11 protein-coding genes are annotated in these 12,572 nt (G+C 55.3%); 4 read left to right on the top strand and 7 right to left on the bottom strand.

Annotation, left to right across the window (positions count from 1 at the left end):
- Positions 1-14 precede the first annotated feature (14 nt).
- On the top strand, positions 15-1,442 hold the full coding sequence (gene sbcB / locus ACXI0A_RS14290; RefSeq protein WP_476148156.1) for an exodeoxyribonuclease I: 1,428 nt from the start codon (positions 15-17) through the stop codon (positions 1,440-1,442).
- Positions 1,443-1,677: 235 nt separating this feature from the next.
- On the opposite strand, the gene ACXI0A_RS14295 is transcribed toward sbcB, so the two are convergent.
- The 5 genes from ACXI0A_RS14295 to ltnD all read right to left on the bottom strand — a co-directional run bounded on the left by ACXI0A_RS14295 (position 1,678) and on the right by ltnD (position 6,775).
- Positions 1,678-3,030 (bottom strand): GntP family transporter, encoded by a 1,353-nt coding sequence (locus tag ACXI0A_RS14295; protein ID WP_476148154.1) that lies wholly within the window; start codon positions 3,028-3,030, stop codon positions 1,678-1,680.
- 172 nt (positions 3,031-3,202) lie between these two features.
- Complete coding sequence (locus ACXI0A_RS14300) at positions 3,203-3,982, bottom strand: HPr family phosphocarrier protein (protein WP_224931374.1); 780 nt, start codon at positions 3,980-3,982, stop codon at positions 3,203-3,205.
- A complete protein-coding gene (gene otnC / locus ACXI0A_RS14305) occupies positions 3,982-4,608 on the bottom strand; it encodes a 3-oxo-tetronate 4-phosphate decarboxylase (protein ID WP_058972504.1) in 627 nt (208 codons plus the stop codon). Before otnC ends, ACXI0A_RS14300 begins: the two co-directional genes overlap by 1 nt.
- The gene (gene otnK, locus ACXI0A_RS14310) at positions 4,605-5,864 is read right to left on the bottom strand and encodes a 3-oxo-tetronate kinase (protein WP_476148152.1); all 1,260 of its coding nucleotides are present in this window, start codon (positions 5,862-5,864) and stop codon (positions 4,605-4,607) included. The genes otnC and otnK overlap by 4 nt, the downstream gene beginning before the upstream one ends.
- A gap of 2 nt (positions 5,865-5,866) precedes the next feature.
- Complete coding sequence (ltnD, locus tag ACXI0A_RS14315; RefSeq protein WP_224931371.1) at positions 5,867-6,775, bottom strand: L-threonate dehydrogenase; 909 nt, start codon at positions 6,773-6,775, stop codon at positions 5,867-5,869.
- Between the two features lie 259 nt (positions 6,776-7,034).
- On the opposite strand from ltnD, the gene ygbI reads away from it, so the two are divergent.
- Entirely contained in the window at positions 7,035-7,796 is a 762-nt protein-coding gene (gene ygbI / locus ACXI0A_RS14320) for a DNA-binding transcriptional repressor YgbI (protein WP_476148150.1), read from the top strand.
- Between the two features lie 94 nt (positions 7,797-7,890).
- Here the strand turns inward: ygbI and ACXI0A_RS14325 are convergent, their stop codons facing one another.
- Together ACXI0A_RS14325 and ACXI0A_RS14330 are read right to left on the bottom strand one after the other, a co-directional pair.
- Positions 7,891-9,246, bottom strand: a complete 1,356-nt coding sequence (locus ACXI0A_RS14325; RefSeq protein WP_476148149.1) for an amino acid permease — start codon at positions 9,244-9,246, stop codon at positions 7,891-7,893.
- Between the two features lie 357 nt (positions 9,247-9,603).
- On the bottom strand, positions 9,604-11,019 hold the full coding sequence (locus tag ACXI0A_RS14330; RefSeq protein ID WP_476148147.1) for a glutamine synthetase family protein: 1,416 nt from the start codon (positions 11,017-11,019) through the stop codon (positions 9,604-9,606).
- Positions 11,020-11,232: 213 nt separating this feature from the next.
- Here ACXI0A_RS14330 and puuD point away from each other — a divergent pair, with 213 nt between their 5' ends.
- Positions 11,233-11,997, top strand: a complete 765-nt coding sequence (puuD, locus tag ACXI0A_RS14335; RefSeq protein ID WP_476148145.1) for a gamma-glutamyl-gamma-aminobutyrate hydrolase — start codon at positions 11,233-11,235, stop codon at positions 11,995-11,997.
- On the top strand, positions 11,994-12,551 hold the full coding sequence (gene puuR, locus ACXI0A_RS14340) for an HTH-type transcriptional regulator PuuR (RefSeq protein ID WP_476148144.1): 558 nt from the start codon (positions 11,994-11,996) through the stop codon (positions 12,549-12,551). Before puuD ends, puuR begins: the two co-directional genes overlap by 4 nt.
- Positions 12,552-12,572 lie beyond the last annotated feature (21 nt).

Here is a 12,572-nt window from a genome sequence, read left to right on the forward strand (position 1 = left end):
AACGGAAATAAACTTTGAAGAACGATCCCGAACAACCTACCTTCCTCTTTCACGATTACGAAACCTTCGGTAAAAGTCCTTCGCTGGACCGTCCGGCGCAGTTTGCCGGGCTGCGCACCGATAAAGATTTCAACGCCGTAGGTGAACCGCAGGTGTTTTACTGCCAGCCCGCTGATGACTATTTACCGCAGCCGGAAGCAGTGATGATCACCGGCATCACGCCTCAGGTGGCTAAAGCGCGCGGCGTGACGGAAACAGCGTTTGCTGAACGTATTCATGGCCTGTTTACCGAGCCGCAAACCTGTGTCATCGGTTACAACAATGTGCGCTTCGACGATGAAGTGACGCGCAATATCTTCTATCGCAACTTCTTCGATCCTTACGGCTGGAGCTGGCAGAACGGCAATTCGCGCTGGGATCTGTTGGATGTGATGCGCGCCTGCTACGCCCTGCGCCCGGAAGGCATTGTCTGGCCGGAAAACGATGATGGCTTCCCGAGCTTCAAGCTGGAGCATCTCACCAAAGCCAACGGCGTGGAGCACGAACAGGCGCACGATGCGATGTCCGATGTGTATGCGACGCTGGCGATGGCGAAACTGGTGAAAGAGAAGCAGCCGAAGCTGTTCGAGTTTCTGTTCACCCATCGCAATAAGCAGAAGCTGATGCACCTGATTGATATCCCGCAGATGAAGCCGCTGGTGCACGTCTCCGGTATGTTCGGTGCGGCGCGCGGCAACACCAGCTGGGTAGTGCCAGTGGCGTGGCATCCGGATAATCGCAATGCGCTGATTGTGGTGGATCTGGCGGGCGATATGCAGCCCCTGCTGGATCTGGATGCGGATGAACTGCGCGAGCGGTTGTACACCAAACAGAGTGAGCTGGGCGATCGCGCGGCAGTGCCGATCAAGCTGGTGCACATTAATAAGTGCCCGGTGCTGGCGCCGGCGAATACTTTGCGTCCGGAAGATGCTGAGCGTCTGAATATTGATCGTCAGCGCTGTCTGGCAAACCTGGCACTGCTGCGTCAGCACGCTGAAGTGCGCGAAAAAGCGGTGACGCTGTTTGCTGAGGCCGAGCCGTTTAAGCCTTCGGAAGATGTGGATGCACAGCTGTATGATGGTTTCTTCAGCGATGCCGATCGCGCGGCGATGAACATTGTGCGTCAGACGCCGCCGCAGAATTTACCGGCACTGGATTTGACCTTCGACGATAAGCGTATTGCGAAGCTGCTGTTCCGCTATCGTGCGCGTAACTTCCCCGGCACGCTGGATGATCAAGAGCAGCAACGCTGGTTGCAGCATCGCCGCGAAGTGCTGAATGCCGATCGCGTTCAGGCGTTTCTGTTAGAGCTGGAGTCGTTAGCGAGTTTGCATGAGGATAACGCGGAGAAGATGGCACAGCTGAAAGCGCTGTATTTGTATGCGCAGGAGTTGGTGTCTTAGTCAGTCCACATGCGTTAACTCTGCCATATGAATCGCGGTATGTTGCGACCCAGTGCGCATAAATGCGCACCCTACGATGCCCGCTGTGACGTGTTACCCATGTGCCCGGTTTGTACCTTAATGTGTACTCTAAGATACCTGGTCGTTTGATAGGTATTTGGGGTGAAGGCGCACATAAATGTGCGCCATACGAGTGGATTTCGTAGTGTCGCCATTTATGGCGACCGGTTTAACTTTAAATCAATCCCCATACCATCCAGGTGAGCGCAAAGCCGCTCAAGCCCATCAGCGTAGTCAGCACGGTCCAGGTTTTCAGGCCATCCGCAACCGATAGCCCCAGGTAGCGCGTCACCACCCAGAAACCGGCATCGTTAACGTGTGACAAGCCCAATCCACCGAAGCACGCTGCCAAAGTTACCAGCACACGCTGCATATCGGTCACATCGCCTACCGCCTGGCTCAACAAGCCGCTGGTGGTCAGAATCGCCACCGTGGCCGAACCCTGGGATGCACGCAGCGCCAGTGACAGAATAAAGGCGGCTGGCACCAGTGGCAGATGCAGAGTTTCCAGCGTCACCGCCAGCGCTTTACCCACGCCCGATTCCACCAGCACTTTACCGAACGCGCCGCCAGCACCCGCCACCAGAATCACGCTGGCAGAGCTTGGAATCGCGCGACCGGTCAGATCTTCCAGCTTCTCTTTGCTCCAGCCGCGACGTACGCCGAGGAACCACGCCGCCAGCGCCAGCGCGATTAATAGCGCAATCGGCGGGTTACCAATCACCGTCATCACATCACGCAGAACACTGCCTTCCGCCAGCATGGTGTGCGCCAGCGTACCCAGCACGATCAGGACAATCGGCACCACAATCAGACCGGCGATGGTCATCGCACCCGGTGGTGGCACTTCGCTTTTTGGCGTGCCTTCCGGTTTTGCCAGCTGCAACTGCTCCAGCACATCCACGGAAAGATGGTATTGACGCAGGTTCATCGCTTTTGCCACGTAGTAACCGACAATGCCAACCGGAATGGAGATCAGGATGCCGAGCATCATTAACCAGCCCATATCGGTATGCAGAATACCGGCTGCGGCTGCCGCGCCTGGGTGCGTCGGCAATGCTACGTGCACGGTCAACATCACGCCTGCCATCGGCAAACCAAACTTCAACGGTGAGACGCGCGCGACTTTGGTAAAACCGTAGATCAGCGGAATCACAATGATAAAACCGACTTCAAAGAACACCGGAATACCGAGGATAAACGCTGCCATGGTCAGGGCTGCGACGGTACGTTTGATACCGAGCGACTTACTGAAGCGCTGCGCCAGCGATTCGGCACCGCCCGAGGCTTCAATCACTGCGCCGAGCATCGCCCCCAGCACGATGATAATGGTGATATGACCCAGCAGGTTGCCCATGCCGCTAAAGATGGTTTCCATGATCTTATCAGCCGGGATACCGGTACTGATGGCGACGATCAAACTGACAATCACCAGAGCAACAAACGGATGAACTTTGGCTTTTATCACCAGCAGCAGCAGTATGACAATGCTGGCAGTAGCGATAGCTAACAGCAACGCGGTTGACATGATAAACCTCTAATTCTATTCCCCCCGTCATACTTCAAGCTGCAGGTGCGGTGGGTGCATGCAGCTCGAATTATTTAGGGGGTACTTGGGTATATTTTTAATGTTTTATGAATTCAGGTAAGACTTCACCCGCACAGGGCGCAACGCACTGTGCTGGGCGGTACAACAAAGGTTATTTCGCGTAAGGCGCGAACCAGCCGAGGCCCGCTTCGGTACGACCGCGTGGGAAGTACTCGCAGCCAACCCAACCGTCATAGCCGACCTCATCCAGCAGGCTGAACAGGTACGGATAGTTGATCTCGCCTTCATCAGGTTCATGACGATGCGGCGCAGAGGCGATCTGGATATGGCGATAACGTCCGGCGTATTCGCGAATCAGATGGCTGAGGTTGCCGTCTACCAACTGCGCATGGAACAGATCCAACTGTGTGAACACGTTCGAACGGTCGATACGCTCCATCATCGCCAGCGTCTGATACTGGCTGGAGTAGAGATAGTTCGGCTTCGTCACCGGGTTCAGCGCTTCCAGCAGCAGGCGAATACCGTGCGGGGCAAAACGCTCAGCGGCATAATGCATATTACGCACGAAGGTCTCTTCGTAAGCGGCACGATCGGCACCGTTCGGCACTGTCGCCGCCATCACATGCACCTGCGGGCAGTTGAGCGCCAGCGCATATTCCAGCGCACGATCGATATCGGCACGCGCTTCTTCTTCACGGCCAGGAATGGCGGAAACGCCCCACTCCCCGGCCTGCACGTTTCCGGCCGCGGTATTGAACAGCACCAGCTCCAGCTGATGTTTCTCCAGCTCGGCTTTGATCACTTCAGCTGGATAGTCATACGGGAACAGGAACTCAACGGCGCGGAAACCGGCGTTGGCGGCTGCGGCAAAGCGTTCAATAAACGGCACTTCGCCGAACTGCGTGGATAAATTGGCTGCAAACTTAGGCATCAGTAATTCCTCAATTCCGCGACTTCATCATCGGTCAGATAACGAATCGAGCGGTCGCCGAGCGTAAACATCAGACGCGCGGTCTCTTCCAGTTCTTCAGTGTTATTAGCTGCTTCACGCAGCGATTTACCCACCACCACCGGGCCGTGATTGGCCAGCAGGAACGCGTTATAACGTGGCGCGAGCTGCGCAAGATCTTCGGCCAGACGATCGTCACCCGGTTTGTAATACGGCACCACCGGCACATCGCCCACGCGCATCACCACATAGGGCGTGAACGGGCGGATGCAGTTTTCGCTGTCGAGGTCGTTGAGACACGAGAGCGCCGTCAGATAGTGGCTGTGCAGGTGAACCACCGCTTTGCAGGCGGGATTATTCAGATAAAGCGCGCGGTGAAAAGCGACTTCTTTCGAGGGCTTGTCACCTGAAATCCACTCGCCCTGCATCGTGACTTTTGACAGGCGATCGGCCTGCAATTCACCCAGGCAAGAACCGGTGGGTGTCGCCAGCAGGTTGCCATCTTCCAGTAACAGAGAAAGATTGCCTGCTGAACCGGTGGCGTAACCGCGCTGGAAAAAGGAGGCGCCAAGTTGCACCATCTCCTCGCGTGCTTGTTGTTCGGTCATGCTGAAAACTCCGTTTGTGCGCGGGCAAAGAATTGTTCGTCGCCAAAGTTGCCCGACTTCAGGGCCAGCGACAGTGGCTGATGGATGTCGCGCACCCACGGCACGCCAGGAGAAATCATCGGGCCGATGTGGAACGCCGTGACACCCAGGCTTTGTGCGACCACGCCAGAAGTCTCACCGCCGGCGACGATAAAGCGCTGCCAGCCGCGTGATTTCAGCTCACGGGTAACGGCGGCAAACAAGTGTTCAACCGCTTCGCTGCTGCGTGCCGCGCCATACTGCTGCTGAATCGCCTGAAGTTGCTGGGCATCCGCAGTGGCAAAAAGCAGCGGTGCCAGCGGTTGCTGGTTATTCGCGACAATCCAATCGCACAGTTCCTGCGCGTAACCCTCCACATCTTCCAGGCAGCGCTCCACCAACACTTCGTGCGAAGGCGCTTGCTGGCGATAAGCTTGTACCTGACGGTTGGTCATCTGCGAGCAAGAGCCAGAAATCACCACTGCACGTTCGCCCTGAGGACGTCCGGCTTGCTCGGCATCACTGTTCTGTTGCTGGGTAGCCCAGGCGCGCGCAATACCAATTGCCAGGCCGGAACCGCCGGTCACCAGCACCGTCTCTTTAAGCGCTTCGCCCTGGGTCAGCAGATGCTGTTCGTTGAGCGCATCCAGCACCACATAGTTGATGCCCTGCGTTTTCAACACGGCTAGCTGCTCACGCACCGCTGCCACGCCTTTATCCAGCTGAGCAGCATTGATCACCGCCGCCTGCCCTTTTGCCTGGCGCGTCATCAGGCGCACCAGATTGCTGTCGGTCATTGGTGTCACCGGATGATGGCGCATGCCCGATTCAGACAGCAGCTGATCGGCAACAAACAGATAGCCCTGATACACGGTACGACCGTTCACCGGCAGCGACGGAGAGATCACCGTTTGCGATTCGCCCAGCGCAGCCAGCAACGCGTCGGTGACGGGACCGATGTTGCCGTGTTCGGTGCTGTCGAACGTCGAGCAATACTTAAAGTAGAAGCGGTCACAGCCCTGCTGTTGCAGCCAGGTCAGTGCTGCCAGTGACTGATCAATTGCCTGTTGCGCCGGGCAAGAGCGTGACTTCAGGCTGATAACAATCGCCTGCGCGCTCACATCGTCATGACTTTCCGGCACGCCGTTGAACTGGATAGTGGGCAGACCGTTTTGCACCAGGAAGCTGGCAATGTCCGTTGCACCAGTAAAGTCGTCTGCAATCACGCCTAAACGCATGGTTACTTCTCCTTTGACTCTGGCAGCGTGATGCCGCTGAAAATCTTGATGACTGCGCTGTCATCTTCACGACCGTGGCCGGCATTACTCGCTTCGGTGAACATGTTGAGTGCGGTGGAGGCCAGCGGCAGTGGGAAATGCAGCGATTTGGCGGTGTCGGCGACCAGGTTGAGATCTTTCACGAAGATATCGACGGCGGATTTCGGTGAGTAATCACCGTCCACCACATGACGCATGCGGTTCTCAAACATCCACGAGTTACCGGCGGCGTTGGTCACCACGTCATACATGGTATCGAGTGGAATGCCTGCACGCGCGGCCAGCGCCATCGCTTCTGCACCCACCGCAATATGTACGCCCGCCAGTAGCTGGTGGATGATTTTAACGGTTGAACCGAGGCCAATTTCACTGCCCACGCGATACACTTTAGCGGCCACCGCATCCAGCACCGGCTTGAGCAGCGCAAAGGCTTCGTCGCTACCAGATGCCATCACCGTCATCTCGCCGACGGCCGCTTTAGCTGCGCCGCCTGATACCGGCGCATCCAGCATCAGCAGTTGATGTTGTGCCAGTTGCTGTTCAATCGCCTGCGCGTCCTGAGAAGAAATGGTGGAAGAAACCATCACCACGGTGCCAGGTTTCAGCTGCGCAGCCAGACCGGTTTCGCCAAACAGAATCGCTTTGACCTGCGCGGCGTTAACCACCAGAAGCAGTACGGCATCTAATTCTGAGGCAAAGCTCGCAGCTGAAGACTGTGCATCACGCGCGCCAGCCTGACGCAGGGTTTCCAGCGCCTGCGGATTTAAATCAACGCCCCAGGTGTTCAATCCAGCGCGAATACAGGACTGCGCTGCGCCCATGCCCATGGAACCCAAACCAATGACGCCAATGTTATTCACGGTTGCTGACACAGCACACCTCCGTTGTTAATTTAAGTGATATTTTGTTCAATGGTGTTAATTCTGCCGCAGTTACTGGCGGAGAAACGTGCGGTAAATCACAAAAATCAACTTACCTGCACAGCGTATAACATCGATTCACACGCCTGTATCTCTGCTGGAATGCCCATTCCAAAGGGATATACGCTCACAATCGCTCAGGATAAATTGTGCTGCAGGCTGTGAATCGATGCCTTACAATGTGAAAAATTGGTAATTCAGGGAGAGCGATGTGATTCCGGTAGAACGTCATCAACAAATTTTAGCGCTGGTTGCTGAACGCGGCGTGGTGAGCATTGCCGAGCTTACCGAGCGTTTGGGCGTATCACATATGACGATACGTCGTGATGTGCAAAAGCTGGAGGAGCAAGGTGCCGTACTGTCGGTATCGGGCGGCGTACGCTCAGCAGATCGTCTGGCCGCTGAGCCATCGCATCTGGCGAAGACCAGCATGTACAGCAGTGAAAAGATGGCGATCGGTCAGTTTGCCGCGCGCCATATTCCGCGCAACAGCTGCATTTATCTCGATGCAGGCACCACCACGCTGGCGCTGGCCCGAGAGCTGGTCGAGCGTGAAGATTTATTGGTGGTGACGAACGATTTCGTGATCGCCCGTTTACTGATGGAAAGCAGTGGCTGCAAGCTAATCCACACTGGCGGTACCGTGTGTCGCGAGAATCGTTCCAGCGTCGGCGAATCAGCGGCCAGAAGTCTGCGCATGCTGGCGATCGATATCGCCTTTATTTCCGCATCCTGCTGGGGGCCACGCGGCTTGTTTACGCCGGATGAAGATAAGGTGCCGGTGAAACTAGCGGCCAGCGATGTCAGCAGTAAACGCGTGCTGCTGAGCGACAGCTCGAAATACAATAAGATTGCCACGCATCTGGCGTTACCGCTGGAGCGCTTTGATACGTTGATTACTGATACGGAACTGAGTAAAGCGGGACGTGAGGCGCTGAGTGCGGGGAGTTGGGAGTTGGTGCTGGCGGGCTGAGTTTGTTGCGGCTAAAAGAAAGGTCGCCATCAATGGCGACCCTACATTTTCAGTGCAAAATTTCGTTAGAGTGCGCATTTGAGCGCACCGAAAATTACACTTCTTCGCTGAACTGCGGAACCGGATTGCGGAACGTGCGGGTAACAAACGCCAGGTAGATAATACCGATGGCTGCCCACACTAGGCCGAGCACCATCGAGGTCTCTTCCAGGTTGATCCACAATGCACCCACTGTCAAAGCACCCATTACTGGCAATACCAGATAGTTGAGGTGATCTTTCAGCGTCTTGTTACGCTTTTCACGGATCCAGAACTGCGCAATCACCGACAGGTTCACGAAGGTGAATGCCACCAGCGCACCGAAGTTGATCAGCGCGGTCGCAGTGACCAGGTCGAAGTTAATCGCCAGCAGCGCCACGCCACCTACCAACAGCACGTTCAGTGACGGCGTGCGGTATTTCGGATGCACGAAGCCAAAGAAACGCTGCGGGAATACGCCATCACGGCCCATCACATACATCAGACGGGAAACGCCTGCGTGTGCTGCCATACCGGAAGCCAGTACGGTCACCACAGAGAAAATCAGAATGCCGATCTGCAGGGCTTTACCTGCCACGAACAGCATGATTTCAGGCTGTGAAGAGTCCGGATTCTGGAAGCGTGAGATGTCCGGGAAGTACAGCTGCAGGAAGTAAGACACACCGATAAAGATCACACCACCGATCAGCGCGGTCAGGAAAATCGCGCGCGGGATAGTACGTTCTGCATCTTTGGTCTCTTCCGACAGGGAGCTAATCCCATCAAAGCCAAGGAACGAGAAGCAAAGTATTGTTGCACCGGTAATCATCGGCACCACATGGGCATTCTCAGACCAGAAAGGCTTGCTGCTGGTCAATGTTCCTGCGCCAACACCGTGCGCCACACCGTAAACCACCATGCCGGTAATCACTATCATCACCACAACCTGCAGCACGACGATCACACTGTTGAAGTTGGCAACGGTTTTGATACCACGGAGGTTAGAGATGGTCATAAAGGCCACCAGCAACACCACGAAAATCCACGACGGAATGCCTGGCACCAGCGTCTCAAAGTAGCTTTTCGCCAGCAGGATGTTGATCATCGGCATGAACAGATAGTCCAGCAGTGATGACCAGCCCACCATAAAGCCGACGTGCGGACTGATAGCCTTCTGAGCATAGGTGTAAGCGGAGCCCGCAGATGGGAAGCGGCGTACCAGCTTGCCGTAGCTCACGGCAGTAAACAGTATCGCAATCAGCGCGAAAGCATAAGCAGTGGCGACGTGGCCGTCGGTCAATCCAGAGACGATACCGAAAGTATCAAACAGGGTCATTGGCTGCATATACGCCAGGCCCATCATGACAACCGGGATCAAGGTCAGGGATTTTTTCAGGTGTGCACGCTGTGGTGCAGAGGTGTTAAGCGACATTGTTCAGGCCCCCAACAGAGGTGATCTGCGGGATACTGCGCAAAGTGCTGCAGTGAGAAGTGATATTAGTGTTTGCGATTGTCGTCGCGCCGTAGTCATCACGAAAGCGAGAACCAGCTTGCGCTGGTGCAATTGTAAACAGCCCCATCTTTGTTTTCCTCAAATCTCACGCACAACGCGTGTTGTCAGTATCTATCTATCCGGATGCGTGTCCGGCCTCGGTAATTTGTGTGTGTACTTCAATCTGCAAAAAAATAACCGACGTGGTCGACGTCGGTTAGTTTCATATTTTGCAGGCCGCGTATTCTGCCCAACTTATTCCCTGGACACAAGACGTTGCAGCCATTCTCTTTGTTATCAGGCGTTCTTCAGCATCCAGTCAATCTCCGTGGCGGTGATAAGCCGCTCAAACTGCATCAGCTCGTTCTGTTTGCAACTGTGCCATACCCCGCTGAAATGCTCGCCCAGCAGTTTTTGCAGAGGATGGCTATTCTCGAATTCGTACAGCGCATCGCTCTGTCGCACCGGCAATGGCAGACCTTCCGCCTCATGGCCATTGCCCTGCACCGCATGCGGTAAGGGTAGCTGATTATCCAGACCGTGCAAAATACCGGCAAGAATTGTTGACACAACCAGGTAAGGATTTGCATCCGCGCCTGCTACACGATACTCCACACGATGGTTATCCACATCGCCGCAGGGAATACGCAACGCCACCGTACGATTGTTGTGCCCCCATGATGCCTGGAGCGGCACGTAAGCCTCCGGCAGGAAGCGGCGATAGGCATTGACGTTCGGTGCCAGCAACGCCATCGATGCCGGCATCAAGTCAATCATCCCGGCCAGCGCGCGTTTCAACAGCGGTGAGTCGCTGCCGTCGTCGAGGGAGAAGGCGTTATGATCGGCCGCGTCCAGCATGCTGATGTGCACATGCATCCCACTACCCGCGTACTCCTCATAAGGTTTCGCCATAAAGGTCGCGGTCATGCCGTGATTTTCGGCCACCTGACGCACCAGACGTTTCAACAAAATCGCATGGTCGCAGGCTTTCAAAACATCACGCGTGTGATGCAGGTTGATTTCAAACTGGCCTGGCGAAGCTTCTGCCAGCGCACCATCAGCGGGAATACCCTGCTGTTTGGCAAGATCGTCGATTTCACGCAGAACGTCGGCAAAATGATCGAGATTATCCACCGAATAAACCTGACTTTGCATGTTACGTTCGTCGCTGCCCGGTGCACACGGTGGCTGAATATAACCTTCTGCATCGCGCTTTTTATCCACCAGATAGAACTCCAGCTCTACCGCTACCACCGGGAATAACCCTCGATTGCGCAGTTGCTGCCACAGCCGATTGAGGACATTACGGGGTTCAACGTCAAAGGGAGTGCCATCTTGGTTACACATGGTGAGCAGGAGTTGCGCGATGCGTTCAGGATCGGCGGCAGAAGGAATTAAGGTGCCGGGAACCGGGATGCAAAGGTTGTCGGGTTCACCGAGAGACTGTCCGAGTCCGGCTTCTTCGACGGTATTACCGAGGATATCCATGGCGAAAACCGAGGCCGGGAAGTAACAGCCTTTTTCCAGTTTTGCCAATGCAGAGATGGGAATGCGCTTACCGCGAAAGACCCCATTTAAATCATTAAGAAGAATATCGACATACTGCGTTTCAGGATGGCGTTCCAGCCAGGTTTTGACCTCCAGCTGGAACGCGCTTGTTCGTTTCTCTTCACTGTGCCGCGTGAAGTCTTCTACTTCTACGAGGTTCGTCATGTTCCCACCCGCCCTTTACCGTTTAGTATTGGCTCGCGTAATGCTCAAAATAACAGCCACTCTTCTAACATAGCCCTAACGCAAAAAGTGTGCAAATGTAACAAATCTGTTGAAAGAACGAACAGGCGGTTGCTAGATTGACAATATATTGCACACTTTTCAGGCCGGATACGCAAAAACGGTGAAAATATTGAACAGCAACGCGGAGACGTTATGGGCATTATTTTTGACAAACCCTTGATTGGCGTAGTGATGTGTCAGAACCACATCGGCAGCCATCCTGGACAGACGGTTCACAATAAGTATCTCGATGCCATCGTGCTTGCCGGTGGCGTGCCCTTGCCTTTACCGCATCAACTGATGCACGCCCCTCATCTATTAGAAAACAGTATGACGGTGCTGGACGGTATTTTGCTCACCGGCAGCCCGAGCAATATTGAACCCTGGCATTACGGCGAAGAAGGTAAAGAAGAGCATGCCGATCCGGCGCGCGACCGCCTCGCCTTCGGCATCATAACTCATGCGATTGGTAAAAAGATGCCGATTTTCGGTATTTGCCGTGGCTTGCAAGAGTTAGTGGTGGCCAATGGCGGTTCCCTGTATCGCCAGCTGCATATGACGCATCAGTTTCAGGAGCATCGTGAAAATGATGCGCTGCCGCTTGATCAGCAATATGCGCCGGTGCACGAGGTTCAGCCCGAAGCGGAAGGCTTGTTGAGCCAGGTGCTGGGCAGCGCGCAGTCCTTTGCGGTCAATTCTCTGCATGGACAAGGCATCCGTGAACCGGGTCCGCAGTTGCGCATTGAAGCACGTGCGCCCGACGGGCTGATTGAGGCGGTGAGTTTGCGCCAGCATCCGTTTGCCCTTGCGGTGCAGTGGCATCCGGAGTGGCACTCCGATCAAGACCCGGTTTCGCAACGCCTGTTTGCGGCCTTTATCCACGCGGCTCTCCATTATCACAAGGGAAAACATCCATGAATGATGCCACTCTGGCGCCCGGACGACGTTTATCGCAGATCCGGCAGGAGATGGGATTGTCTCAGCGTCGCGTCGCTGAGTTGTCAGGCCTCACCCACAGTGCCATCAGCACCATTGAACAGGACAAAGTCAGCCCGGCGCTGAGTACCCTGCAGAAACTGCTGAAGGTGTATGGCCTGTCGCTGTCTGAGTTTTTCTCCGAACCGAAGGTCAACAGCACGCCGCGCGTTATCGTGCGCCCGGACGAGTGCGTAGAGATCGGTAGTCTCGGCGTATCGCTGCGCATGGTGGATAACGGTGCAGACAAACGTGCGCTGGCGATGCTGATTGAACGCTATGAACCGGGTTCTAGCACCGGCGAGAAGCTGCGTCATCCCGGTGAAGAGACCGGCACGGTGCTGGAAGGAGAAATCACGCTGGTGGTGAACGGCCAGAGCTATCACCTCTATTGTGGCGAGAGCTATGTGATCGATACCGGCTTGCCACACAGTTTTACCAATACGTCTGAGCTGCCGTGTCGCATTGTCAGTGCGCACACGCCAGCGAATTTCTGAGTTCACGCGCTTAAGGAGGAT

This window comes from Pantoea sp. C1E2 (genome assembly GCF_056491465.1).